This window comes from Pseudomonas sp. LB3P93, from assembly GCF_054898025.1.
On record NZ_CM142713.1, the window covers coordinates 2,771,209 to 2,794,792 of the forward strand.

A 23,584-nucleotide genomic window follows, 5' to 3' on the forward strand; every position below is an offset into this window, starting at 1 on the left:
CCATGACAATCCATCAGCCTTCGATACACGGCAACCTGCGCGCCTGGGGTGTCGGGCTGGTGGTTATGCTGATGCTGGTGCTCGCTACCTTTGAGGTGGCTCAGGCCAAGGATTACGGTGACATCGAGCAGCAGCGCATCGAAAAAACCTTCCCTCAGACCGATTCTGTTTCCGCGCCCGAAGGCCCGTTCAAGGTGCGCACGCTGTCTGCCGCCGGCAAGGTCATCGGTTATGTGTTCCAGAGCCTGGACGTGGTGGATATTCCGGCCTACTCGGGCAAGCCGATCAATACCCAGGTGATCCTAGACACCGCCGGCGTGATTCAGGATGCCTATGTGCTGGAGCACCACGAGCCGATTCTGCTGATTGGCATCCCCGAGGCGAAACTTCACGGCTTCAGCGCCAAATACAAAGGGATCAAGGTCAGTCAGCGGGTGGTCGTCGGTCATTCCAGCGATCCGAACGCGGTCACTGTCGATGCGATTGCAGGGGCCACCGTCACGGCGATGGTGGTCAACGAGGTCATCATGCGCGCCGCCCATGAAGTGGCCGTATCGCTGAAGCTGGTCGAGGACACGGGCGGTGTGGCGCGTAAACCCGCCACCGTGCGCCAGGACTTTTTCGAGCCCGCCACCTGGGAACAACTGACCGGCAACGGCGCCATCCGCCGCTTGAACCTGACCCGTGGCCAGGTCGACACCGCCTTCAAGGGCACCGAAGCCGAAGGCGTCGACAACGCCAGTGCCGATCAGGTTGATGAGACCTTTATCGAGCTGTACACCGCCGACTTGAACCCGCCGACCATCGGCCGGGCGCTGCTGGGCGACAATCAATATCGCTTCCTCATGCAAGACCTCAAGCACGGCGAGCAAGCCATCGCGGTGCTGGGTCGTGGGCTGTTTTCCTATAAAGGCTCGGGGTATGTGCGCGGCGGGATTTTCGATCGGGTGCAATTGCGCCAGTTCGGCAACGTCATCAGTTTTCGCGACATGGACCATCAGCGGCTCTCCGACGTCTTTGCCAAAGGCATGCCCGAGTTCAATGAAATGTCGATTTTCATTGTTCGCGAACCCGCGAAGTTTGATCCGGGTTCGCCCTGGTCCCTGGAGTTGCTGGTGCGTCGCCAGACCGGTCCGGTCAGCGGCACGTTCAGCAGTTTCGAACTGCCTTATCAACTGCCCGAGCCGTACCTTGAACGGCCACTGCCCAGCGCCGAAGAACTGGCCGCCATCGAGGAAGCCGGCCGGCCGATGTGGTTGAACATCTGGTACCAGAAACACTTCCAGATCGGCGTCCTCGGGGCTGCATTGCTGCTGCTGACGGCGATCCTGTTCCTGCAAGACAAGTTCACCCGCCGTCCGCATTTTCTGCATTGGCTGCGTCGGGGTTACCTGGTCTTTACCGTGGTCTTTATCGGCTGGTACGCGCTGGGGCAGTTGTCAGTGGTCAATGTTCTGACCTTTGCCCATGCGCTGTTCGATCACTTTCGCTGGGAGCTGTTTCTCACCGATCCGCTGATCTTCATGCTCTGGGTTTTCGCCGCCGCCAGCATCCTGCTGTGGGGTCGCGGGGTGTTCTGCGGCTGGCTGTGCCCGTTCGGCGCCTTGCAAGAGTTGATCAACGAAGCTGCACGCAAGCTGAAAATTCCCCAGTACGAATTGCCGTTCGCGGTGCATGAGCGGCTGTGGGCGATCAAGTACATCATTTTGCTGTTGCTGTTTGGCATCTCCCTGGAATCGATGTCCACCGCCGAGCTGTTCGCCGAGGTGGAGCCGTTCAAGACCGCCATCACCCTCAGGTTCGACCGCCAGTGGTGGTTCGTGCTCTACGCGGTGGCGCTGCTGGTCATCAACATCTTCACGCGCAAAGTCTACTGCCGCTACATCTGCCCCTTGGGCGCGGCGCTGGCGATTCCGAGCAAATTTCGCCTGTTCGATTGGCTCAAACGCCGCAAGGACTGCGGCACGCCCTGCCAACTGTGCGCCAAGGAATGCGAGATCCAGGCGATTCACCCTGATGGCCGGATCAATGCCAACGAGTGCCACTACTGCCTCGATTGCCAGATGACTTACCAGAACGACAACAAGTGCCCGCCGCTGATCAACAAGCGCAAGAAGCGCGGTAAAGCGGCACCCGCTCCTGTGCAATTGATACCTGTCGTGGAAGTGACCGCTCTGGAATGAACCCCGCGAGCGCCTGTCCGCAGTGACCGTTTTTATCCCTTCAAGGAAAACACCTGATGAACGACACAGAATCCAAAAAAGTAGCTGAAGTGCCGGAATCGACCGGCCTCAGTCGTCGCGGCTTCCTGGGCACCAGCGCGGTGACCGGCGCGGTACTGGCGGGCGCCACGGCCCTTGGTGGCGCAGTGTTCACCCGTGAAACCTGGGCGGCTGCGGCCAAGGACGCGCAATCGAAAACCCACGTCGGACCGGGCGAGCTCGACGAATACTACGGTTTCTGGAGCGGCGGCCATCAGGGCGAAGTGCGAATCATGGGCATTCCGTCGATGCGCGAATTGTTGCGTGTTCCGGTGTTCAACGTCGATTCCGCCACCGGCTGGGGTCTGACCAACGAAAGCAAACGGATCATGGGCGACAGCGCGCATTTCCAGAATGGCGACTGCCACCACCCGCATTTGTCGATGACCGACGGCAAGTACGACGGCAAATACCTGTTCATCAATGACAAGGCCAACAGCCGCGTTGCGCGTATCCGTCTGGATATCATGAAGTGCGACAAGATGCTCACCGTGCCTAATGTGCAAGCCGTTCACGGGCTGCGCCTGCAGAAAGTCCCGCACACAAAATACGTATTCGCCAATGCCGAATTCGTGATTCCGCACCCCAATGACGGCAGCACCTTCGACCTGCAGGACAAGAACAGCTACACGATGTTCAACGCGATTGATGCCGAGAAGATGGAGATGGCCTTCCAGGTCATCGTCGATGGCAACCTGGATAACACCGACGCCGACTACACAGGCAAGTACGCGGCGTCCACCTGCTACAACTCGGAGAAGGCCTACGACCTGGGCGGCATGATGCGCAACGAGCGCGATTGGGTAGTGGTGTTCAACATCCCGCGCATCGAAGCGGCGATCAAGGCCGGCAAGTTCATCACCCTGGACGGCTCGAAAGTACCGGTGGTCGACGGTCGTAAAACCGATGGCAAGGACAGCGCGTTCACCCGATACATCCCGACGCCGAAGAACCCCCACGGCCTCAATACCTCGCCCGATGGCAAGTACTTCATTGCCAACGGCAAGCTTTCGCCGACCTGCACCATCATTGCCATCGCCAAGCTCGATGATCTGTTCGACGACAAATTCAAGGACCCGCGCGACGTGGTGGTCGGCGAGCCGGAACTGGGTCTGGGCCCGCTTCACACTACCTACGATGGCCGCGGCAATGCCTACACCACGCTGTTTATCGACAGCCAGGTGGTGAAGTGGAACGTGGAGGAGGCGATCCGCGCGTACACCGGCGAGAAGGTCAACTACATCAAGCAGAAACTCGATGTGCAGTACCAACCGGGCCATAACCATGCGTCGCTGACTGAAACCAGCGAAGCCGACGGCAAATGGCTGATGGTCCTGAGCAAGTTTTCCAAGGACCGCTTCCTGCCGACCGGCCCGTTGCACCCGGAAAACGATCAATTGATCGACATCTCCGGCGAGGAAATGAAACTGGTACACGACGGCCCGGCCTTCGCCGAACCCCACGATTGCATCATGGCCCGGCGCGACCAGATCAAGACCAAGAAAATCTGGGACCGCAACGACCCGTTTTTCGCTGAAACCGTGGCGATCGCCGCCAAGGACGGGATCAAGCTGGAGACCGACAACAAGGTCATCCGCGACGGTAATAAAGTCCGTGTCTACATGACCTCGATGGCCCCGGCCTACGGCCTGCCGGAGTTCACCGTCAAACAGGGCAACGAGGTCACGGTGACCATCACCAACATCGACCAGATTGAAGACGTGACCCACGGCTTTGTGATGACCAACCATGGCGTGAGCATGGAGATCAGCCCGCAGCAGACCTCATCGATCACCTTCACCGCCGACAAGGCTGGCCTGCATTGGTACTACTGCAGCTGGTTCTGCCATGCGCTGCACATGGAAATGGTCGGCCGCATGCTGGTCGAGAAGGCCTGACCATTGCCCATCGACAGGAGCGGGCCAATGACCGACATCAAGGCAAAACCGGCGAAGGTCATTGCGCTTGCGCTCCTGCTGATGTCCGGCAGCGCGCTGGCGGTGCAACCCATTACCGCGTTGCCGTTGAAGGTGGACGCCGAGCAACGCTGGCACCTGCCAGCCGGGGAATACCGTGGCTCGTTCAGCGTCGATCAACCGATGCAGATCGTCTGCGAGCCGGGCGCGGTGTTTCAGGGCGAGGGGCAGGGCAACGGCTTGATTATCAGTGCGCCGGATGTCGGTATCGAGGGCTGCACGTTTCTGGATTGGGGGCATGACCTTACCGCGATGAACGCGGGGCTGTTCATCCAGCCAAAGGCCCATGGTGCGGTGATCAAAGGTAACCGCCTGCAAGGTCGGGGTTTCGGTATCTGGGTCGATGGTACGCAGGATGTGAGCCTGATCGACAATCGCATTCAGGGTGATCCGACGATGCGCTCCCAGGATCGTGGCAACGGTATTCATCTGTATGCGGTGCATGGCGCCAAGGTCATTGGCAATCAGGTCCGCGACACCCGCGACGGCATCTACATCGACACTTCCAACGGCAATCTGCTGCAGGGCAATACCCTGGAAGACCTGCGCTACGGCGTGCATTACATGTTCGCCAACGATAACCAACTGATCGGCAACACCACCCGACGTACCCGCACCGGCTACGCCTTGATGCAAAGCCGCAAGCTCACGGTGATCGGCAATCGCTCCGAGCAGGATCAGAACTACGGGATCCTGATGAACTACATCACTTACTCAACCTTGCGTGACAACTTCGTCACTGACGTGCGCGACGGCTCGACCGGCGACAGCATGATCAGCGGCGCCGAGGGCAAGGCGCTGTTCATCTACAACTCGCTGTTCAACACCATCGAACATAACCACTTCGAGCACAGCGCCGTGGGCATCCATCTCACCGCGGGCTCGGAAGATAACCGCATCGCCGACAACGCTTTTGTCGGCAACCAGCGGCAGGTCAAGTACGTTGCCACCCGTTTGCAGGAATGGTCGGCGGATGGCCGAGGCAATTACTGGAGCGACTACCTGGGCTGGGACCGTAACAACGATGGCCTGGGCGACATCGCCTACGAACCCAATGACAACGTCGACCGTCTGCTATGGCTGTACCCGCAGGTACGGCTGTTGATGAACAGCCCCGGTATCGAGTTGCTGCGCTGGGTGCAACGGGCCTTCCCGGTGATGAAATCGCCGGGGGTGCTGGACAGTCATCCGCTGATGAAGTCATCCACTCAAACCCTGACCCAGGAGCCTGCCGCATGAACGTCATTGACCTGGAAGGCGTCAGCCAGCGTTATGGGCACGCCACGGTGTTGCATCAATTGAACCTCAGCCTGGCCGAAGGTGAAGTGCTGGGCTTGTTCGGGCACAACGGCGCGGGCAAGACCACCAGCATGAAACTGGTGCTGGGCCTGCTCCAGCCCAGCGAAGGGCAGGTCCGGGTGTTTGGCCGCTTGCCCAGTGATCCCCACGTGCGGCGCCTGCTCGGTTATCTGCCGGAAAACGTGACCTTTTACCCGCAGCTGAGCGGTCTTGAGACCTTGCGTCATTTTGCGCGACTCAAAGGCGCAGCGGTCGCGCAGGTGGACACATTGCTGGAGGAAGTCGGTCTGGCGGGCGCGGCGCATCGACCGGTCAAGACTTACTCCAAGGGCATGCGCCAACGTCTTGGACTCGCGCAAGCCTTGCTGGGCGAGCCGCGTTTGTTACTGCTCGACGAGCCGACCGTCGGCCTCGATCCCATTGCCACTCAAGACCTGTATCGGTTACTGGACAGACTGCGAAGTCAGGGCACCAGCATTATTCTCTGTTCCCACGTATTGCCGGGTGTCGAAGCGCACATCAATCGTGCCGCGATTCTGACCCAGGGGCGCTTGCTGGCGCTGGGCAGTCTGCGCAGTTTGCGCGAGGAAGCCGGGTTGCCGACGCTGATCCGCGCCAATGGGCTCAAGCATGCGGGGCCCTTGCAGAAATCGTGGAACAACGCCGGTCATATCACCCAGCGCTGGGGCGTCGAAGGTCTTGAAGTGGCCGCGCTCAATGGCAGCAAACTGGGGTTGTTGCGCCAACTGCTCAATGAAGACGAACCGGCCGACGTGGAAATTCATCAGCCGTCACTGGAAGACATTTACCGCTTTTACATGAGTCGAGCCGGTGCGGCGCCGATCGGGGAGACCGTATGAACGCTGTCTGGAACATGGCCCGCAAGGAGTTCAATGACGGTTTTCGCAACCGTTGGTTGTTGGCGATCAGCCTGTTGTTCGCGGTGCTGGCGACTGGCATTGCCTGGTTGGGCGCCGCCGCTTCCGGTCAGTTGGGCTTTACCTCGGTGCCTGCCACCATCGCGAGCCTGACCAGTCTGGCGACATTTCTGATGCCGCTGATTGCCTTGCTGTTGGCCTATGACGCCATCGTCGGCGAGGACGAAAGCGGCACGTTGCTGCTGTTGCTGACCTATCCGCTAGGGCGCGGGCACATCTTGCTCGGCAAGTTTGTGGGCCACGGCCTCATCCTGGCGCTGGCCACGCTGATTGGTTTCGGTTGCGCGACGCTGGCAATCGCCGTGCTGGTCAACGATGTCGATTTGAGCCTGCTGCTCTGGGCCTTTGGCCGCTTCATGGCGTCATCGACGTTGCTGGGCTGGGGGTTTCTGGGGATGGCCTATGGGCTGAGCAGTGTGTCGGCCGAGAAATCCACGGCGGCCGGGCTGGCGCTGGGTGTCTGGTTCTTCTTCGTGCTGGTGTTCGACCTGGCGCTGCTGGCATTGCTGGTGCTCAGCGAAGGGCCGTTCAGCCCGAAGATCCTGCCCTGGCTGTTGCTGCTCAATCCTGCCGACATCTATCGCTTGATCAATCTCTCCGGTTTTGAGCCTGGCGCCGGTAGCGCTGGCGTGCTGACGCTGGGCACCGATCTTCCGCTACCCGGCGCGATACTTTGGCTGTGCCTGTTGTTGTGGGTGGTGGTGCCTTTGGGCTCGGCCTGGCTGCTGTTCCATCGACGGGCGACATGAATTCACACTTTGGTTTCTGGAGTACCTGACGATGAACAAACGTTATTTGACGACGGTATGTACCGTCGCGGCCGTGATGGTCTGCCTGCTGTTGGCGGCGTGTGAAAAACCGGTGCAATCCACCTACAGCGACGCTCCCACAGCCTTTCATCCCAGTGATGAGTGCCATGTCTGCGGCATGATCATCGACGGTTTTCCCGGGCCCAAGGGTGAAGTGGTCGAGCGCAGTGGCGCCAAAAAATTCTGCTCCACGGCGGAAATGATCGGGTGGTGGTTGCAGCCGGAAAATCATCATGGCGATGCAAAGTTGTACGTCCACGACATGGGCCGCAGTCCATGGAACGCACCGGACGATTCCCACCTGATCGATGCCAAGGATGCTTTTTATGTCGTCGGCACCCGGCTCAAAGGCGCAATGGGTGTGGTGCTGGCGTCTTTCTCCAGCCAGCAGGCCGCTGAAAAACTGGCGACCGAGCAGGGCGGTCGTGTGCTGCGGTTCAGCGATATTGATCAGGCAGTGCTTCAGCAGTCGAGCATGTCGCATTTGACGCATTGATCCCGGCCGTTAATCCCCCATGCCTTGGAAAAAAAGCTGATCGCCGTCAAGTCGGTATTTTTGCACTTGTTCAAAGATAGGGGTTCGCAATGTCCCCAATGCTTGGCATCAGCGATGCCCAGGAGAACATGATGCAAACCGAGTTTCAGGATCGTGTGGCCGTGATCACCGGCGCCAGCTCCGGTATTGGCTTGGCCTTGTGTGCCGCGCTTTTGCCGCGCGGGGTCAAGGTGCTGGCGATGTCACGGACCGTCGGCGATTTGCCGACCTTGCAGCAGATCTACGGCGAACGGTTGCAGTGGTTTGCCGGAGACGTCACGAATCAGCAAGACCTGCGCGAGCTGACCGAGCGCGCTGCGACGATGGGCCCGGTGGATTATCTGGTGCCCAATGCGGGTATCGCCGAAATGGCCGACAGCCTGGATATGCAAGCCTTCCAGCGCCAGTGGGCGGTCAACGGCGCCGGTGCTTTAAGCACCCTGGCGGCGCTGCGGGGTGAATTGGCGAGTCCGGCGTCGGTGGTGTTTGTCGGGAGTTTCCTGACCGGTTCGAGTTTCCCCGGGCTGGCCGCCTGCATTGCCAGCAAGGCCGCGCTCGCGGCTCAGGCGCGGACCCTGGCGGTGGAATTTGCGCGCTTTGATGTGCGCATCAATCTGGTCTCCCCGGGACCGACCGCGACCTCGATGTGGGACAACCTGGGCCTTGACGAAGGAGAACTCGGCGACGTCGCCGACACCCTTGGCAAACGACTGTTGCCCGGTCATTTTCTCGATGCGTCAGCGGTGGCCAACGTGATTGTCTTTCAGTTGTCGCAGGGGGCTCGCGGTGTTTACGGTCAGGACTGGAAAGTCGATAACGGATACACCTTGGGTTAAAGGGCGAAGACAAACCTGTGGCGAGGGAGCTTGCTCCCGCTCGGCTGCGTAGCAGTCGTGAAACCAGCGCCTGCGTTTAATCTGAATGTACCCAGTGACGGATTGTAGGGGCGCTGCGCGCCCCAGCGGGAGCAAGCTCCCTCGCCACAAGTGCGATGTATATTTCGGTATTGGGGCACAAGCCCTAGTGTGAAGTCCCCTCGGCAAACTCAATCTTGTTGCCCACGTTGTACTTGCCCGAAGGCTTGTTCATCGGGATGCGTTTGATCTCCTTGAGGGTGTTGCTGTCGTAAACGATCAGCGCACCGTCAGTGGCCCAGATGCTCAGCAGCAGGTAACGACCGTCGCGGGTGAACTCGACGTGCGCGGCGGTCTTGCCAGGCATCGGGCGCAAGGTATGGGCGATCTCAAGGGTCTGTTTGTCGATCAGGTGGATCGCATCGTTGTCGGGCCCAAAGAACACGTCGGTCCAGGCGTATCGGGAGTTGACGTGACTGCGCATGAAGAACCCCGGCCCCAGGGTCGGGATTTCCTTGATCAGTTTCCAGGTCTTGAAGTCGATGACCGAGATCAGCCCCTTGCTGATATTCGGTGTGGCGAATACCCACTCACCGTTACGTTGCCAATAGGTCCCCGACCCCAGGTGCGGCATGCCCGGCAGCGGTATGTCAGTGACGACCTTGCCACTGTCGAGGTCGATCACCTGGCCGCCCTTGGCTTTGCGCGAGGTGGCCAGCAATTGTGTGTAGTCCGGTGAAAAGGAAAAGTCGTCGAGAACATCCCCGGCAGGGATCCGTCGTGGCTGGAAATCCGGGGTGCCGGCCCAGGGCAGCTCCCAGACTTCCTTCACATCCTTGAGCGCCACGATGAAGCTGTCGCGCGGCGGGGCGGAGTAGACCGCACTGACCCGTGACGCGGTGCCGTCCTGCCCGATCGTGGCAATGGTTTTGACCAGCGACAGATCGCGGGCATCGAGTACGACAAGATTGCCCGGCAGATAGTTACCCACCAGCACCCAGCGTCCATCCTTGCTCACCGCCAGATTGCGGGTATTGAGCCCGGCGCGAACCTCGGCGATCAGTTTCAGGTTGTGCAAGTCATACAGGCTGATCCAGCCGTCACGGGAGGCGAAGTAGACGAAGCGCCCGTCCGGCGAGAACTTCGGCCCGCCATGCACGGCAAAGTGCGACGCAAACCGCGCCAGCACCTCAAAGCGGTCACCGTCGAGGATGTCGATGTGATGGTCGCCGGCTTCCACCACCACGAACAGGTTCAGCGGGTCGGCGCCATGCTGCGGCGTGGTGGGCAGCTTGCTGATATCGGCGAGTATCGCGTGACTGGCGAGAATGTCGTCATTGCTCCAGGTCGGCGGGGTGACGGGCGGTTGCTGAAGGTAGTCCACCAGCCCGTCGATCTGCGCGGGGCTGAACACGTTGGCATAGCCGGCCATCTGGCTCGCGGGGCGACCGTTCTGGATCACACTGCGAATTTCATCGGGTTTGATTCGGCTGAGACTCTCCGGCAACAACGCAGGCCCCGCACCGCCGAAACGGTTGGCACCATGGCAACTCTGGCAATGCTGCTGATAGTTTTGCGCGGCCTGTTCAAGTGCCGGAACCGTTGCGCCGGCCTGCGCCGCACTGACCCATAACACGTGGGCAAGGACCATGCGCCTCATATCGCCACCTTGGCATGGCGTTGCAGTGCTTGGGCCGGATAAAGCCGCGCCGGGTATTCCAGTTGTTCTGCGGCAAACAGATCGACCACTGTGCCGATCACCGTCAGTGTCGGAATGCCCGGTGGACAATCCAGCGCGAGGGTCGGCAATTGGTGCAGCCTGCCCCGAGCGACGTGCTGGTCGGGACGCGTGCCGTTGCTGATCAGCGCCGCCGGTGTGTCCGCCGACATCCCTGCTTCGATCAAGCGTTGAGCGATGATCCCCAGGTTCGACAACCCCATGTAAAACACCAACGTCTGGCTGCTATCTGCGAGGCTGCTCCAGGGCAGCGACAACTCGCCATTGCGTTGCAAATGGCCGGTAATGAATCGGCAGGAATTGACCAGGTCCCGGTGGGTCAACGGTATGCCCGCGTAAGCGCTGCAGCCGGAAGCGGCGGTAATGCCTGGCACTACCTGGCAGTCAACACCGCGTTGCAGCAGGTACTCCAGCTCCTCGGCGCCACGACCGAAGATGAACGGGTCGCCACCCTTGAGTCGAACCACGCGTTGCCCCTGATCGGCGAGGTCGGCGAGCAGTTCGTTGATCTGTTCCTGAGGCAGGCTGTGGCAGCCGCTGGCCTTGCCGACGTAATGCCGCGCGCAGGTCAGAGGGATCAACGTCAGCAGTTCGTCGCTGATGAGGCGGTCATAGACGACTGCGTCGGCCTGCATCAACAGGCTCCAGGCGCGCAAGGTCAGCAGGCGTGGATCGCCAGGACCCGCGCCGACCAGAGCAACTTCGCCCGGTCTGAACGGGGACTCAAGTGTGGCCGGTATAGCAATCGATGGAGGCATGGGACGTCCTTGGTGCTTCATCAGGTTGGCCGGCCCCAGCCTTTTTCAGGTGGTGGGCCGGACGGGCAATTCAGTGGGTGATGCAAGGGATGGTGGTTAACGGCGATCTACCGATTTCGTCATCGCTCAGATGACAGCCGGGGTCCTGGCCCCAGAGATCACCCTCGGCCCAGGCGCGGGTGCGGGTGTTGCCGTTGCAGATGGGCAACCAGCGGCATTGCGCACAACGGCCGCCAATGGCGCGGGGATGCTCACGCAATTTCGACAGCAGCGCATCCGGCTGATCCAGCCACAGCGTGCGGAAGGGTGTGCGCCGGACATTGCCCACCGAGTGCTGCCACCAGTAGGTGTCCGGGTGCACTTCGCCGGTGTTGTCGATGTTGGCGATGCCGCTGCCGGATGCGTTGCCGCCCCAGGCGCGGAGCATGTTTTCCAGGCGTGGGTGATGCTCGGGAAGACGAAGGGCTGCCCATTGCAGCAGGAGGATGGCGTCGGCATCGTTGTTGCCGCTGACGAAATCGCTGTCGTGGCCTTGTTGGATGTCGTCCCAGGCGCGCTCGAAGATCAACGTCATGGCCTCGCGGCTCATCTGCTGTTGCGCATCGAGTTTGCGGCTGCGTTTACCGCGACCGCTGTAGTTGAGGTGCGACAGGTAAAACTTTTGCACGTCGTACTCGCGCATCAGCGCCAGTAACTGCGGCAACTGCGTGTGGTTCTCCTGCGTCAGCGTCGTACGCAGGCCGACACGGATACCCTGTTCGCGACAGAGCCGGACCGCGTGCATGGAGCGGGCGAAGCTGCCCTTGAGTTGGCGGAAGGCATCATGTGTGGCTTCAAGGCCATCGATGCTGATCCCGACGTAGTCGAAATTCGCCGCGCTGATCTGCGCGATGTTCTGCTCATCGATCAGCGTGCCGTTGGTGGACAAGGCCACAAAGAAACCCTTGGCGCGGGCGTACGCACTGAGCACAAACAGATCCTCGCGCAGCAGCGGCTCGCCTCCCGAAAGAATCAATACCTTCACCCCGGCATCGTGCAGGTCGTCGATTACGGTCAGCGCGGCGGCTGTATCCAGTTCGTCGCGAAAGACACTGTCGGCTGAAGTGGCGTAGCAGTGTTTGCAGGTCAGGTTGCAGCGCCTGAGCAGGTTCCAGATCACCACTGGCGGGCGGTTGCTGCCCGGTGGACTGGTTCTGGGCGCAGGCGTCTGGCCGGTCAGCGCACGCAGGTATTGGCTGATCCTCAACATGCAAATCTCCTTGAATCATCACGTGTTCAGCGCGACGTGGGTATTAAACGCAAACCTGACGCCCGTAGCAGCTGTCGAGCGTGCGAGGCTGCGTTCGGCGACGCAGTCGTCGTAAACCCTGCGAACGCGGTATTCCTGGGGCACCGCAGTGTCTGATTTCACGACGACTGCGTCGCCGAACGCAGCCTCGCAAGCTCGACAGCTGCTACGAGGTCTGCGTGGTACTGACTGGCGTTAAGCGCAAGCCGGTTTTTTTCAGGATGCGGCTGCTCACCAGCATCTCGTCGGCGACACAGGCGTCACCCAGCAAGTAGCGCAGGTGCTCGCGGTAGCTGTTGATTTCATCGGCGCTGCGGCCATGAACCATGGCGAACAGGTTGTAGCGCCAGGTGGTTTGGCGCGGGCGCCGGTAACAGTGGCTGACGAAGGGTTGTGCGCCGATCAGTGCGCCGAGGCGCGGCATGTCTGCATCACGCACGTCCCAGACGGTCATGCCGTTGTGGCGGTAGCCGAGGCGGTAGTGATTGGGCACGGCGGCGATCCGCCGGATCGCGCCCTCGACCTGCAAGCGTTTGAGCAGGTCCAGGGTGGATTCGATGCTCAGTTCCAACTGTTCGGCGAGCCACGCCCAAGGGTCGTCCAGTAGCGGCAGACCGGCCTGGGTCAACGCGATCAGCCGCTGGGCGAGGGCGTCTTCAGACCGGGAAATACAGACCGACATGGTAAGTCTCCTCTTTGGGCAGGTTGAGCAACGGCAGACCCGTCAAGGTTTCGATGCGCTGCAGCGTCTCGGCGATGGCGTGTTCGGTCGCGCAGCCGAGCACGAACCACATGTTCCAGGCGTGCTCGCGTCGGTAGTTGTGCGCCACTTCGGGCATGTCATGCAGTTGCTCGGCAACCTCCTCGAAACGTTCTTCCGGCACCGCCAGCGCGGCGAGGGTGAAGGCGCCGCCCAGCCGTTCGATGTCGAACATCGGGCCGAAGCGTGTGAGCACACCGTCGTCGAGCAGGGCGTGCAGTCGGTCGAGGAGGTCGGTGGCGCTGCTGCCCAGTTCAGCCGCCAGTACTTGCCACGGGTGGCGCACCAGCGGCAGGCCCAATTGCAAACGGTTGATCAGGCGACGGTCGAGGTCATCCATGGTGCGGTGCTCCTGTTCGCGAGGGGGCAAAGCGTCCGCCGCACTGCTTGAAGACGTGCGTGCTGAACAGCAGTTGATGGGGCAGGTCGCTGAGCAGATGTTCTTCGAGCAACGCCTGGATCTGCGCCTCGACGTGAACACGTTGACGCCCGTGAACCATGCAAAACAGGTTGTAACGCCATTGCGGCAAGCGGCGTGGCCGTTGATAGCAAAGGTTAATGCCGGGCGCTCGCCCCAGGCGCTGGCCGACTTCGTCGATCAGCGCGTCCGGAACATCCAGCACCAGCATGGCGTTGGCGGTAAAGCCCAGCGCGCGATGGTGCAGCACCAGGCCGACGCGGCGGAACAGTCCTTGCTCGCTCCACTGGCGCATTTGCTCGAGCACTCGGGCTTCGTCAGTGTTTATCCGTTCGGCGAGGGCCTGATAAGGGCGCGATACCAATGGCAACCCGCCTTCGAGGTGGCGGCGCAGCGCCAGTGCTTGTTTGGGGCTCAATCCAGGTGTCATGGGTTTTCTCCCAGGGCAAAGCCCAGGTCGATGCGGAAGGCGGTCAACATCGGCAGGTCCAGCGGCATGAGGCCGGTGTCGTCTTCAAGTTCTTTGAGCACGCGGTCGATGTGTTGCCGATCCGGGCCGGTCAGCACAAACCACAGGTTGTAGAGATGCTCCCGTGCGTAGTTATGATTGACCTCGGGGTACTGACTGACGCGATCGGCCACCTGTTGCAGGCGTTCGGCGGGCACGGCGAGGGCGGCGAGGGTGCTGGCCCCGGCGCGGCTGTGTTCGAATACCGGGCCGATGCGTGAGAGGGTGCCGGCCTGATCCATTTCTTCCAGGCAGGCCATCACTTGCGATTCGCGGCACCCAAGAATCCTGGCCATCTCCTTGTACGGCGACGGGCACAGCGGCATGCCGTGCTGGAAGCGGTCGATGAGTTGGCGACTGAGCAGCTCAAGGTTCATTTCAATACCCCATTTTCTGCGCGCGACTGCTGAAGAAGATGCCACTCGGCGCGGAGGCCGGCAGAGTGCTGAGCAGCTTCAGGCTGTACGGATCCCAGACCTGAACCTGATCGCCGTCGCGTAACGACAGCCACAACTGGTCACCGCGGGCGGTGAATTCCATGTGCAGCACCGCCGGGCCCGGGTGCAGATCGGCGACCACGGCATGGGTTTCGGTGTCGATGACCTGCACCCGATCGTTGTCCGGGTAGGCGAAATTGACCCACAGCTGCCGACCGTCCGGGCGTGATGTGACGAACACCGGTTGACCGGCGACCGGGATCACAGCGGTCTGCTTCCACGTGCGTGAATCCATCACCAATACTTGATGACGGCCAACGGCGGGCACGAAGGCCTGGTTATCGGCGACGGCCCAGCCTTCCAGGTGCGGCATCTTGTAGACCGGGAGTTTTTCCTGACCGCGGCCGTAGTCGCCGAGTACCCGCTGCACACCGCGCTCTGGGTGCCAGAGGTCAAGTTGGGCCATGCCGTCTTCGCCGAACAATCCGGCCATGTAATAGCGCCCATCGGGCGTTATCAGGGCGTCGTAGGGTTGCTGGCCGATGCCGGTGAAACGGCTGATTTGCGGTGTGCCGCCCTGACTGAAATCGGCGGTCCAGATCTCGCCGGTGTCGAACAGGCTGAAGACAAAACGCTGCCCCGGCGCGTCGACCAGGCCGACCACCCGGGAGCGCTTGGTGCCATCGGCCAGGGGCGTGGCCGGAATATCGGCCACCAGTTGCAGGGTGACGGCATCGAAAACCTTCACGCCACCGGGTACGTAGTTGGACACCGCAATCAATTTGCCGTCCTGACTGATGGCGCCGCCAATGCTGTTGCCGCCCTGAATGACGCGATGGTCGATACGCCGGGTCAGCAAATCGATTTTGCTCAACCCGCCGTCGCGCCCGAACACATAGGCAAAGCGCTGGTCGCGGGAGAACACTACAGAGGCATGGGACAGGTCGCCAAAACCTTCGAGTCGGGCCAGCGCGGTGTGGGTGTCGCTTGCGATGATTTGCACGCTGCCGGTGGCGCGCTCCACGACCACGCCCAGATCGCCGGTGCCGCGCAACGGTGGCTGAACGCAAGCGGACAACAACAGCCCGGTCGCTGCTGACAGCAGGATTGAACGGATCATGGTGCGGGATATCCCTGGAGAAGAAGATCGACCAGCCAACGGATGTCGTCGGGGCTGAGCAACGGGGCCCAACCGGGCATTGCGGTGCCGGGCCGGCCTTGGGTGACGGTGGCAATCAGGCTGTCCCTGGACTTGCCGGCCAGCGCTGCGCGCGTCAGCTCGGGACCCAGCCCGCCGGTCAGGTGCAGCCCATGGCAGGCGCCGCAGTCCTGGGTCAGCAGGTGTTCGAGTTGTGCCTGACGCTGGGCGTCCGGCGCCGCAACCGAAGTTGCGCAAATGAGGAGGAGGGCCGCCAGAATTGCAGCGTGTCGATAAACCATCATGACGCCCTCCAGACGGTTATTTGAGTGTCAGTACCCAGGTCGCGAGAATTTTCGCTTCTTCATTCGTTACCGGGTTGGCCGGCATTGGCATTGGTCCCCAGTTGCCTGATGTGCCGTTCTTGATGTGGCTTGCCAGGGTGTCCACGGCCCCGGGTACGCTAGCGTTTTTGGCTGCAACATCCTTGAGTGCAGGGCCGACCAGTTTGGTGTCGATGGTATGGCAGGCGGCGCAGGGTTTGCTCTTGAACAACGCCGGCCCGTCCTCGGCAGCCATGGCCGGTTGCACACTTAGTGCAGCGGTCAGGGCGAACAGTGAAAACAGAGTATTTTTCATGGTGTTTCCTTGCATTGATGGAGCTCAATAGATGTCGTGTTGGGTGTTGTAGACGTTGAACTTCCCGGTGGGTGTGATCAGTCGTTTGTCCTTGATGACTGACTTGAGCTTCAGTGTTTTGTCGTCGATCACTACCAGCGCCGACTCGTCTGCCTGGCCGCTCCAGACGGAGAACCAGACTTCATCGCCGGCCTTGTTGAACTCCGGTTGCACCACGCGCATCGCGCCTTGCTTGATGCCCGCGTATTCAGCGATGGGCAGCACGGTGTAGCCGGCGTCGAGCTTGTCGAGGTTGAACACCGCCACCGACTGGCTCAGCTTGGCGTCCGGGTTGAGGGTGGTGTCGACGTACAGGTGACGGGACTTGGGATGGGTTTTGATAAACAGCGATCCGCCGCCCTGGCCCTTGAGTGAGGCGACCTGCTTCCAGGCGTATTGCGGGTGTTTGGTCGGGTCGGTGCCGATCAGCGAAATGCCGTCATCACCCAGGTGGCTGGTGGCCCAGACCGGTCCGTAGGTCGGGTGGTTGAAGTTGGCGCCGCGACCCGGGTGAGGGGTTTTGCCGACATCCACCAGCGCGGTCAACTTGCGCTCCTTGGAGTCGATCACGGCGACCTTGTTGGAGTTGTTGGCGGCGGTCATGAAGTAGCGGTGCGTGCTGTCCCAACCGCCGTCATGCAGGAACGGCGCGGCATCGATGTAGGTGACGGTGAGGTTTTTGATGTCCTGGTAATTGACCAGCATGACCTTGCCGGTTTCCTTGACGTTGACGATGAACTCCGGCCATTCATGGGAGGCGATGATCGCCGCGACCCGGGGTTCCGGGTGGTAGTCCTGCTTGTCGACGGTCATGCCGCGGGTCGACACGATCTGTTTCGGCTCCAGGGTTTCGCCATCCATGATGGTGAACTGTGGCGGCCAGTAAGAGCCGGCGATGGTGTATTTGTCTTCGTAGCCTTTGAACTTGGAGGTCTCGACCGAACGCGCCTCGATGCCCACTTTGACTTCGGCGACCTTGGTCGGCTCCACCGGCCACAGGTCGATCATGTCGATCCGGGCGTCTCGACCAATCACCAGCAGGTAGCGGCCCGACGCGGAGATCCGCGAGATGTGCACCGCGTAACCGGTCTCGATAAGTTTGACGATCTTCTTGCTGTCACCGTCGATCAGGGCGATCTTGCCGTCATCGCGCAAGGTCACCGAAAACAGGTTCGGCAGGTTGAGTTTACTCAGCTGCTTCTTCGGACGATCCTCGGGCTTGACCAGCACTTTCCAGGTCTTCAGCGTTTCAGCCATGCCCCATTCCGGTGGCGTCGGCGGCGTGTGCTGAATGAACTTGGCCATCGACGTGATCTGCTCTTTGGTCAGGGCATTGGACGTTCCCCAATTCGGCATGCCTGCCGGTGACCCGTAGGTAATCAAAGCCTCCAGAAACGGTTGCCCGCGGGACTGCGTGATGTCTTGCGTCAAGGGTTTCCCGGTGGCGCCTTTGCGCAGCACGCCGTGGCAACCTGCGCAGCGCTGGAAGTAGATTTCCTTTGATGAGTCGAACTCCGCCTGGCTCATGTCGGGAGCGCCAGCGGTTTTGACCATGGGCGGGGTGGCCGCAGCAGCGGGCTCCTCAGCATTGGCGGCATGACTCACCGCCAGGGCCAGTGACGAACACAATGTGGCGAGGGTCAGGGCAAACGTTTTTCTGTTGCTGATCAGCATTCCATTTCTCCTCAGGCAAGACCTTTGCGATGTGCTGAAACGGCAGCGCAGAACGCAGGTTCTTAGTGCCGTGCAAGGCTATGCCCGAGCAGGCCAATGCTCGCTTGACCGCGATCAAGTTTGCCGGCCATGTCCCTTGCCAGGTTGTCGCAGGGGCCCGTAGCGTGTTGCTTGAATCCGCTTTTGGAACAGGCAACCCATGGACCGAATCCAGTCTTGCGAACACGAGGTCGAACCTTTCTACCAACCGCTGAATAATGAGGAGGTGCTGTTCGAACAAGCCTGGCGACATGGCATGCCGGTCCTGATCAAGGGCCCGACGGGATGTGGCAAGACACGTTTTGTCCAGCACATGGCCCATCGGCTGAAACTGCCGCTGTACACCGTGGCGTGCCACGATGATCTGAGCGCGGCCGACCTGATCGGCCGCCATCTGATCGGTGCCCAGGGCACCTGGTGGCAGGACGGGCCGTTGACCCGCGCGGTCCGGGAAGGGGGGATCTGCTACCTCGACGAAGTGGTCGAGGCGCGTCAGGACACCGTGGTGGTGCTGCATCCACTGGCCGATGATCGTCGGGAACTGTTCCTGGAACGCACCGGCGAAGTGCTGAAGGCGCCGCCGTCATTCATGCTCGTGGTGTCTTACAACCCCGGCTACCAGAACCTGCTCAAAGGCATGAAACCCAGCACCCGACAACGTTTCGTGGCGATGCGTTTCGGCTATCCGCCCGTGGCCGATGAAGAGCGCATCGTTGCCCGGGAGGCTCAGGTGGACAGCGCGCTGGCGGCGCAAGTGGTGCGGCTGGGGCAGGCGCTGCGCCGGCTCGATCAACATGACCTGGAAGAAGTTGCCTCGACGCGGTTGCTGATTTTCACCGCGCGAATGATTCGCTCCGGCATGAGCCCGCGTGAGGCGTGCATGGCCTGCTTGGCCGAGCCGCTTAGCGATGATCCGCTGACCGTTGCCGCGCTGATGGACGTGGTTGATGTCCACTTCGGCTGAGTCCACGGGCGTCACGCGCCGTCACTTGCCGGGCGATCTGGCGATGTGGTTTTTCATTCTGGCCGAGCTGTCGGTGTTCGCCATCCTGATCCTGACGTTCGCCGTGACCCAGGCGCTCAAGCCGCAGATGTTCAGCGAAAGCCGTCTGTTGCTGAACACGTCCACCGGGTTGGCGATGACTCTGAGCCTGCTCACCGCGGGGCTGTTCGCCGCGCTGGCGCAGGAGCAAGTCAGGCGCTCACGATCCCGTCACGGCGCCGTCTTCCTGCTGATGGCGTTGTTCGCCGCCAGTGTCTACGTGGTGTTGAAACTCACGGAATACCGGCACTTGCTGGCCTCGGGGTTGGGTATGGAGCACAACACGTTTTTCACGTTGTACTGGATCCTCACCGGTTTTCATTTTCTCCATGTCTTGCTCGGCATGTTCATTCTCGGATGGCTGGCCGAGCGTTGTCGTCGTGGCCTGTACAGCGCCGACAATCGCAGTGGGTTTGAGTCCGGCGTGCTGTATTGGCACATGGTCGATCTGATCTGGGTCGTGCTGTTTCCGCTGGTCTACATCCTGAATTGACGAGGTTCTCATGTCTGTTTCCCGGGTTTTGCTCATCTGTTGGGCAGCGCTCGCGACGTTAAGCGTGTGCACGGTGATGCTGCCGCAGGCCGGTGCGACGTGGTTGCTGTCGATTGCCATCTTGCTGGTGGCGGTCGGCAAGGCGTGGCTGATCGCCGATGGCTTCATGGAGATGCGCCACGCACCGCGACTGTGGCGGAGGTTGATGTTGAGCTGGGCGCTGGTGTTGGCGGCGGTGGTGGGCCTGACGCTGATTTTATTCCGTTAAGCGATCCCTGTAGCAGCTGGCGAAGCCTGCGTTCGGCTCGGTCCGCGCTCGGGCGCAGCAGTCGTCAATTCTGAATGCACGGTGTAACTGACGAACCGCAGTGCCTGATTTCACGACTGCTGCGCCCGAGCGCGGACCGAGCCGAACGCAGGCTTCGCCAGCTGCTATGTATGGACTCGCCCCCACTGTCTACCCGCTTTTGAAAAACCGCCGCCCCGTTGCATCTATGTATTAGGCCTATTCGAGGAAGCCGTCTTCGGCTTCTGGCCAAAATTGGAAGAGCTCGTGGTATGCCGATTACAGTCAGGCCTCGAAGGCCAGTAGCAGCTAAGGCATCAATCCACGCCGGTCTTACCTGGGGTCAATGTTTTTCAGCAAAGGGTCGGACAGTTGGTACCTCGGTGGCAGAACTCTGTCGCTCAGTGGCTCATCGTCGCTTGCTGGCCATCACCCGCCTGGCGACGATAAGTCTGGTCATTCTGTAGAAGCACCCAGACGATTCGCAGGTTGCGGTTGGCCAACCTGATCGCAGCCTCCTTACGACCCAGCCGGCTCATCCAGCGCAACAAGCGGCGGTCATCGGGTTGCTGGGAATCAGGTCGTAGTTGTTGCAGTACCGCGTGGGCTCCCTGGATCATCAGGCTGCGTAAATAAACATCGCCTCGCTTGGTCATGTCCCCCAGCCGGACCGTCTGCCCGCTGCTGTGCTGGTCTGGCACCATGCCAAAGTACGCGGCAAACTTGCGGGCATTGGGAAATCGCTCAGGCTTGGTTTCCTTGGCCACCAGTGCCGTGGCAGTGACTGGGCCGATGCCGCGCACAGTCATCAGTCGCTTCGCCGTCATGTCGGCGTTGGCGGCCACTTCCAGGCGCCCCGTCAGCACGCTGATGCGTTCGCCCAAATGGCGCCACTCGGCCAACAGTTCGTCGATCAGTTCACGCAGCAGGCCCGGCACCGGCTGGGTGGCATCTTCCAGTACCCGCGGAATTTTCTGGCTGATCGCAACATCGCCCTGCGCCAAGGCCACGCCATGCTCGAGCAGCAGGCCGCGCATCTGATTGCTCACCGCCGTGCGTCGACGCACATAGCCTTGGCGGGCCCGATGCAACGCCTGCATTGCCAGCGCCGCAACGCTTTTGACCGGCACTGCGTAGATCTTTTCATCGCGACCAGCCCGCAGAATCGCCAGCGCATCGTTGCGATCATTTTTAGGCCCGCTACGATGTGTGGCCACCAAACGGGCTGGAAGAATCCGCGCCAGATTGCCTTGGTCTTGCAGCTGCCGGGCCCAGGCTTGAGCACCCGGACCGGTCTCCATCAGAACCACGACATGAGGCGGCAACTGGCGTAGAAACTCATAAAACGCCTCGCGCGACTTGATCCGCTGCTCGTAGTGCACCTGGCCGAGGACATCTTCCCCGGCGACCTGAAAGACCTGCTTGGCCAAATCGACCGCTACGGTTGTGCAGGCCGACAAATCGGAAGAAGACAGGGATTGATCAACCGAAGTATGCTTTTTCATGGACTCGCCCTCGCTGTCGTTGGCTGTTTAGACTGCCATCGTGGCGCATTGACGCCTCGACTTGGGCGAGTCCATCCAATTACAGGGGCCGAGTACGGCTCACGTGTAATACCCGACCTAAACCATCTGGCTTTCTTGATCGCCATCAAGCAGGTTTCAACCCTTCGCTTCCTATGATGGACGGGCCTAGCAAAGAGGAAGCGACCATGTCAGACACCTTCACCAAAGGCATGGCCAGGAATATTTACTTTGGGGGAAGCATCTTCTTCTTCCTGATATTCCTGGCTTTGACCTATCACACGGAACAGACCTTTCCAGAGCGCAGCAATGAAGCGCTGTTAACCCAATCAGTCGAGCGCGGCAAGTTGGTCTGGGAGCAAAACAACTGCATCGGCTGCCACACGCTGTTGGGCGAGGGTGCCTACTTCGCGCCTGAGCTGGGCAACGTGTTCCAGCGGCGCGGCGGGGAGGCGGGTTTCAAACCCTTCCTGCATGCCTGGATGAAAATGCAGCCACTGGGCGTACCGGGCCGTCGCGCGATGCCTCAGTTCAAGTTGAGTGACCAGGAGGTGGATGACATCGCCGAGTTCCTCAAATGGAGCTCGAAAATCAACACCAATGGCTGGCCGCCAAACAAGGAGGGCTGAGAGATGAGCATGGCTAATCCGCATCTGAAATTCGCCTCGCAATCCGTGGCCAAACCGTACTTTGTGTTTGCTCTGATCCTGTTTCTCGGTCAGATACTGTTCGGTTTGATCATGGGCCTGCAATACGTGATCGGAGACTTTTTGTTCCCGATCATTCCCTTCAACGTGGCGCGGATGGTGCACACCAACCTGCTGATCGTCTGGATATTGTTCGGCTTCATGGGCGCTGCCTACTACCTGATTCCAGAAGAGGCCGACCGCGAACTGCACAGTCCGAAGCTGGCGATCATCCTGTTCTGGGTATTCGCCGCCGCTGGCGTGCTGACGATCCTCGGTTACCTGCTGGTGCCGTATGCCGGCCTGGCCAAGCTGACCCACAACGAGCTGCTGCCGACCATGGGTCGGGAGTTCCTGGAGCAGCCGACCATCTCCAAGATGGGCATTGTGGTGGTCTGCCTGGGCTTTCTCTACAACATCGGCATGACCCTGCTCAAAGGGCGCAAGACCACCGTCAGCATGGTCATGATGACCGGGCTGATCGGGCTCGCGGTGTTCTTCCTGTTCTCCTTCTACAACCCCGGCAACCTCGCCCGCGACAAGTTCTACTGGTGGTGGGTGGTGCATCTTTGGGTAGAAGGCGTGTGGGAACTGATCATGGGTTCGATGCTGGCTTTCGTCCTGATCAAGATCACCGGTGTAGACCGGGAAGTCGTGGAGAAATGGCTCTACGTAATCATCGCGATGGCGTTGATAACGGGGATCATCGGTACCGGTCACCACTTCTTCTGGATCGGTGCTCCCGAGGTCTGGTTGTGGGTCGGTTCAATCTTCTCGGCACTCGAGCCGCTACCGTTCCTGGCCATGGTGATATTCGCCTTCAGCATGGTGAAGAACCGTCGGCGTGACCACCCGAACCGCGCGGCCACGCTGTGGGCCAAGGGCACCACGGTCACCGCCTTCTTCGGTGCTGGCGTCTGGGGTTTTCTGCATACCCTGGCACCGGTCAACTTCTACACCCATGGTTCGCAGTTAACGGCGGCTCACGGTCACCTGGCCTTCTACGGTGCTTACGCGATGATCGTGATGACCTTGATCAGCTATGCCATGCCGAAACTGCGAGGGCTCGGCGAGGCAGCGGACGAACGTTCGCAGCAACTCGAGATCTGGGGCTTCTGGTTGATGACCCTGTCGATGGTGATGATCACTCTGCTGCTCACCGCTGCCGGTGTCGTGCAGATCTACCTGCAACGCTGGCCGGTGGATGGCGTCGCGTTACCGTTCATGGCGACTGTCGATCATCTGCAAGTGCTGTTCTGGGCTCGTCTGGGCGCCGGCCTCGGTTTCTTCGCAGGGCTGCTCTGCTACCTGTTCAGCTTCAAGCGGCGGGTGCCCGTGGGGGTCACTGCGACTGCCGCATCCGCTGTTCGTTCGTGAGTCAGTAACCACCTGAAGGAGGACGGCCCGACTGGTACAGCGGGCCGTTTCACATTGGTTTTCAGAGGA

Annotated in this window: 24 protein-coding genes; 12 read left to right on the plus strand and 12 right to left on the minus strand. The window is 60.7% G+C overall.

Translation table 11 applies throughout. The features are described 5' to 3' along the window. Positions 1 to 2 precede the first annotated feature (2 nt). The 7 genes from nosR to ACYZT8_RS12580 all read left to right on the plus strand — a co-directional run bounded on the left by nosR (position 3) and on the right by ACYZT8_RS12580 (position 8,654). Positions 3 to 2,183 (plus strand): transcriptional regulator NosR, encoded by a 2,181-nt coding sequence (gene nosR / locus ACYZT8_RS12550; protein WP_461981529.1) that lies wholly within the window; start codon positions 3 to 5, stop codon positions 2,181 to 2,183. A 53-nt stretch (positions 2,184 to 2,236) separates the two neighbouring features. Continuing rightward, positions 2,237 to 4,159 (plus strand): TAT-dependent nitrous-oxide reductase, encoded by a 1,923-nt coding sequence (gene nosZ, locus ACYZT8_RS12555; RefSeq protein WP_461982436.1) that lies wholly within the window; start codon positions 2,237 to 2,239, stop codon positions 4,157 to 4,159. Between the two features lie 27 nt (positions 4,160 to 4,186). After that, the gene (locus tag ACYZT8_RS12560; protein WP_461981531.1) at positions 4,187 to 5,476 is read left to right on the plus strand and encodes a nitrous oxide reductase family maturation protein NosD; all 1,290 of its coding nucleotides are present in this window, start codon (positions 4,187 to 4,189) and stop codon (positions 5,474 to 5,476) included. Further along, complete coding sequence (locus ACYZT8_RS12565) at positions 5,473 to 6,396, plus strand: ABC transporter ATP-binding protein (RefSeq protein WP_461981533.1); 924 nt, start codon at positions 5,473 to 5,475, stop codon at positions 6,394 to 6,396. The genes ACYZT8_RS12560 and ACYZT8_RS12565 overlap by 4 nt, the downstream gene beginning before the upstream one ends. Then, positions 6,393 to 7,223, plus strand: coding sequence for an ABC transporter permease (locus ACYZT8_RS12570; RefSeq protein ID WP_461981535.1), 831 nt, complete (start codon positions 6,393 to 6,395; stop codon positions 7,221 to 7,223). The genes ACYZT8_RS12565 and ACYZT8_RS12570 overlap by 4 nt, the downstream gene beginning before the upstream one ends. A gap of 31 nt (positions 7,224 to 7,254) precedes the next feature. Next, entirely contained in the window at positions 7,255 to 7,779 is a 525-nt protein-coding gene (locus ACYZT8_RS12575) for a nitrous oxide reductase accessory protein NosL (RefSeq protein ID WP_461981537.1), read from the plus strand. Positions 7,780 to 7,910: 131 nt separating this feature from the next. Further along, positions 7,911 to 8,654 (plus strand): SDR family NAD(P)-dependent oxidoreductase, encoded by a 744-nt coding sequence (locus ACYZT8_RS12580; protein ID WP_461982438.1) that lies wholly within the window; start codon positions 7,911 to 7,913, stop codon positions 8,652 to 8,654. Between the two features lie 184 nt (positions 8,655 to 8,838). Here the strand turns inward: ACYZT8_RS12580 and ACYZT8_RS12585 are convergent, their stop codons facing one another. From ACYZT8_RS12585 to ACYZT8_RS12635, 11 genes are all read right to left on the minus strand, one after another. After that, entirely contained in the window at positions 8,839 to 10,332 is a 1,494-nt protein-coding gene (locus ACYZT8_RS12585; RefSeq protein WP_461981539.1) for a cytochrome D1 domain-containing protein, read from the minus strand. Next, positions 10,329 to 11,168: a uroporphyrinogen-III C-methyltransferase gene (gene cobA, locus ACYZT8_RS12590; protein ID WP_461981541.1), complete on the minus strand. Its 840-nt coding sequence runs from the start codon at positions 11,166 to 11,168 to the stop codon at positions 10,329 to 10,331. The genes ACYZT8_RS12585 and cobA overlap by 4 nt, the downstream gene beginning before the upstream one ends. Positions 11,169 to 11,238: 70 nt before the next feature. Beyond that, the gene (gene nirJ, locus ACYZT8_RS12595) at positions 11,239 to 12,417 is read right to left on the minus strand and encodes a heme d1 biosynthesis radical SAM protein NirJ (protein WP_461981543.1); all 1,179 of its coding nucleotides are present in this window, start codon (positions 12,415 to 12,417) and stop codon (positions 11,239 to 11,241) included. A 205-nt stretch (positions 12,418 to 12,622) separates the two neighbouring features. Continuing rightward, positions 12,623 to 13,138, minus strand: coding sequence for a siroheme decarboxylase subunit beta (ahbB, locus tag ACYZT8_RS12600; protein ID WP_461981545.1), 516 nt, complete (start codon positions 13,136 to 13,138; stop codon positions 12,623 to 12,625). Beyond that, the gene (locus tag ACYZT8_RS12605; RefSeq protein ID WP_461981547.1) at positions 13,113 to 13,556 is read right to left on the minus strand and encodes an Lrp/AsnC family transcriptional regulator; all 444 of its coding nucleotides are present in this window, start codon (positions 13,554 to 13,556) and stop codon (positions 13,113 to 13,115) included. The genes ahbB (ACYZT8_RS12600) and ACYZT8_RS12605 overlap by 26 nt, the downstream gene beginning before the upstream one ends. Continuing rightward, positions 13,549 to 14,064: a siroheme decarboxylase subunit beta gene (gene ahbB / locus ACYZT8_RS12610; protein ID WP_461981549.1), complete on the minus strand. Its 516-nt coding sequence runs from the start codon at positions 14,062 to 14,064 to the stop codon at positions 13,549 to 13,551. The genes ACYZT8_RS12605 and ahbB (ACYZT8_RS12610) overlap by 8 nt, the downstream gene beginning before the upstream one ends. Next, the gene (locus ACYZT8_RS12615) at positions 14,061 to 14,519 is read right to left on the minus strand and encodes an Lrp/AsnC family transcriptional regulator (RefSeq protein WP_461981551.1); all 459 of its coding nucleotides are present in this window, start codon (positions 14,517 to 14,519) and stop codon (positions 14,061 to 14,063) included. The genes ahbB (ACYZT8_RS12610) and ACYZT8_RS12615 overlap by 4 nt, the downstream gene beginning before the upstream one ends. A 1-nt stretch (position 14,520) precedes the next feature. Continuing rightward, the gene (locus ACYZT8_RS12620) at positions 14,521 to 15,699 is read right to left on the minus strand and encodes a cytochrome D1 domain-containing protein (RefSeq protein WP_461981553.1); all 1,179 of its coding nucleotides are present in this window, start codon (positions 15,697 to 15,699) and stop codon (positions 14,521 to 14,523) included. Next, a complete protein-coding gene (locus tag ACYZT8_RS12625) occupies positions 15,696 to 16,022 on the minus strand; it encodes a c-type cytochrome (RefSeq protein WP_461981555.1) in 327 nt (108 codons plus the stop codon). The genes ACYZT8_RS12620 and ACYZT8_RS12625 overlap by 4 nt, the downstream gene beginning before the upstream one ends. 16 nt (positions 16,023 to 16,038) lie before the next feature. Beyond that, positions 16,039 to 16,356 carry a c-type cytochrome gene (locus ACYZT8_RS12630; RefSeq protein ID WP_461981557.1) on the minus strand — a complete coding sequence of 106 codons (318 nt, stop codon included), beginning with the start codon at positions 16,354 to 16,356 and terminating at the stop codon, positions 16,039 to 16,041. 24 nt (positions 16,357 to 16,380) lie between these two features. Then, positions 16,381 to 18,069 (minus strand): cytochrome D1 domain-containing protein, encoded by a 1,689-nt coding sequence (locus tag ACYZT8_RS12635; protein ID WP_461981559.1) that lies wholly within the window; start codon positions 18,067 to 18,069, stop codon positions 16,381 to 16,383. A 199-nt stretch (positions 18,070 to 18,268) separates the two neighbouring features. On the opposite strand from ACYZT8_RS12635, the gene ACYZT8_RS12640 reads away from it, so the two are divergent. From ACYZT8_RS12640 to ACYZT8_RS12650, 3 genes are read left to right on the plus strand one after another with little or no spacing between them, the layout of a single operon-like run. Further along, complete coding sequence (locus tag ACYZT8_RS12640) at positions 18,269 to 19,072, plus strand: AAA family ATPase (RefSeq protein ID WP_461981561.1); 804 nt, start codon at positions 18,269 to 18,271, stop codon at positions 19,070 to 19,072. Next, positions 19,056 to 19,643, plus strand: coding sequence for a cytochrome c oxidase subunit 3 (locus ACYZT8_RS12645; protein ID WP_461981563.1), 588 nt, complete (start codon positions 19,056 to 19,058; stop codon positions 19,641 to 19,643). Before ACYZT8_RS12640 ends, ACYZT8_RS12645 begins: the two co-directional genes overlap by 17 nt. Positions 19,644 to 19,653: 10 nt before the next feature. Further along, positions 19,654 to 19,911 (plus strand): cytochrome C oxidase subunit IV family protein, encoded by a 258-nt coding sequence (locus ACYZT8_RS12650; RefSeq protein WP_461981565.1) that lies wholly within the window; start codon positions 19,654 to 19,656, stop codon positions 19,909 to 19,911. Positions 19,912 to 20,330: 419 nt separating this feature from the next. On the opposite strand, the gene ACYZT8_RS12655 is transcribed toward ACYZT8_RS12650, so the two are convergent. Next, complete coding sequence (locus tag ACYZT8_RS12655; protein WP_461982392.1) at positions 20,331 to 21,389, minus strand: IS110 family RNA-guided transposase; 1,059 nt, start codon at positions 21,387 to 21,389, stop codon at positions 20,331 to 20,333. Positions 21,390 to 21,640: 251 nt separating this feature from the next. On the opposite strand from ACYZT8_RS12655, the gene ACYZT8_RS12660 reads away from it, so the two are divergent. After that, positions 21,641 to 22,081: a c-type cytochrome gene (locus ACYZT8_RS12660; RefSeq protein ID WP_461981567.1), complete on the plus strand. Its 441-nt coding sequence runs from the start codon at positions 21,641 to 21,643 to the stop codon at positions 22,079 to 22,081. Between the two features lie 3 nt (positions 22,082 to 22,084). Then, positions 22,085 to 23,515, plus strand: a complete 1,431-nt coding sequence (locus tag ACYZT8_RS12665; protein ID WP_461981569.1) for a cbb3-type cytochrome c oxidase subunit I — start codon at positions 22,085 to 22,087, stop codon at positions 23,513 to 23,515. The last annotated feature ends 69 nt before the right edge of the window (positions 23,516 to 23,584 follow it).

Excerpts from the sequence above, each read along its gene's own strand:
- nosR (WP_461981529.1), top strand. The coding sequence starts at position 3 with ATGACAATCCATCAGCCTTCGATACACGGCAACCTGCGCGCCTGGGGT.
- ACYZT8_RS12560 (WP_461981531.1), top strand. The coding sequence starts at position 4,187 with ATGACCGACATCAAGGCAAAACCGGCGAAGGTCATTGCGCTTGCGCTC.
- ACYZT8_RS12565 (WP_461981533.1), top strand. The coding sequence starts at position 5,473 with ATGAACGTCATTGACCTGGAAGGCGTCAGCCAGCGTTATGGGCACGCC.
- ACYZT8_RS12570 (WP_461981535.1), top strand. The coding sequence starts at position 6,393 with ATGAACGCTGTCTGGAACATGGCCCGCAAGGAGTTCAATGACGGTTTT.
- ACYZT8_RS12575 (WP_461981537.1), top strand. The coding sequence starts at position 7,255 with ATGAACAAACGTTATTTGACGACGGTATGTACCGTCGCGGCCGTGATG.
- ACYZT8_RS12580 (WP_461982438.1), top strand. The coding sequence starts at position 7,911 with ATGCAAACCGAGTTTCAGGATCGTGTGGCCGTGATCACCGGCGCCAGC.
- ACYZT8_RS12585 (WP_461981539.1), bottom strand. The coding sequence starts at position 10,332 with ATGAGGCGCATGGTCCTTGCCCACGTGTTATGGGTCAGTGCGGCGCAG.
- cobA (WP_461981541.1), bottom strand. The coding sequence starts at position 11,168 with ATGCCTCCATCGATTGCTATACCGGCCACACTTGAGTCCCCGTTCAGA.
- nirJ (WP_461981543.1), bottom strand. The coding sequence starts at position 12,417 with ATGTTGAGGATCAGCCAATACCTGCGTGCGCTGACCGGCCAGACGCCT.
- ahbB (WP_461981545.1), bottom strand. The coding sequence starts at position 13,138 with ATGTCGGTCTGTATTTCCCGGTCTGAAGACGCCCTCGCCCAGCGGCTG.
- ACYZT8_RS12605 (WP_461981547.1), bottom strand. The coding sequence starts at position 13,556 with ATGGATGACCTCGACCGTCGCCTGATCAACCGTTTGCAATTGGGCCTG.
- ahbB (WP_461981549.1), bottom strand. The coding sequence starts at position 14,064 with ATGACACCTGGATTGAGCCCCAAACAAGCACTGGCGCTGCGCCGCCAC.
- ACYZT8_RS12615 (WP_461981551.1), bottom strand. The coding sequence starts at position 14,519 with ATGAACCTTGAGCTGCTCAGTCGCCAACTCATCGACCGCTTCCAGCAC.
- ACYZT8_RS12620 (WP_461981553.1), bottom strand. The coding sequence starts at position 15,699 with ATGATCCGTTCAATCCTGCTGTCAGCAGCGACCGGGCTGTTGTTGTCC.
- ACYZT8_RS12625 (WP_461981555.1), bottom strand. The coding sequence starts at position 16,022 with ATGATGGTTTATCGACACGCTGCAATTCTGGCGGCCCTCCTCCTCATT.
- ACYZT8_RS12630 (WP_461981557.1), bottom strand. The coding sequence starts at position 16,356 with ATGAAAAATACTCTGTTTTCACTGTTCGCCCTGACCGCTGCACTAAGT.
- ACYZT8_RS12635 (WP_461981559.1), bottom strand. The coding sequence starts at position 18,069 with ATGCTGATCAGCAACAGAAAAACGTTTGCCCTGACCCTCGCCACATTG.
- ACYZT8_RS12640 (WP_461981561.1), top strand. The coding sequence starts at position 18,269 with ATGGACCGAATCCAGTCTTGCGAACACGAGGTCGAACCTTTCTACCAA.
- ACYZT8_RS12645 (WP_461981563.1), top strand. The coding sequence starts at position 19,056 with ATGTCCACTTCGGCTGAGTCCACGGGCGTCACGCGCCGTCACTTGCCG.
- ACYZT8_RS12650 (WP_461981565.1), top strand. The coding sequence starts at position 19,654 with ATGTCTGTTTCCCGGGTTTTGCTCATCTGTTGGGCAGCGCTCGCGACG.
- ACYZT8_RS12660 (WP_461981567.1), top strand. The coding sequence starts at position 21,641 with ATGTCAGACACCTTCACCAAAGGCATGGCCAGGAATATTTACTTTGGG.
- ACYZT8_RS12665 (WP_461981569.1), top strand. The coding sequence starts at position 22,085 with ATGAGCATGGCTAATCCGCATCTGAAATTCGCCTCGCAATCCGTGGCC.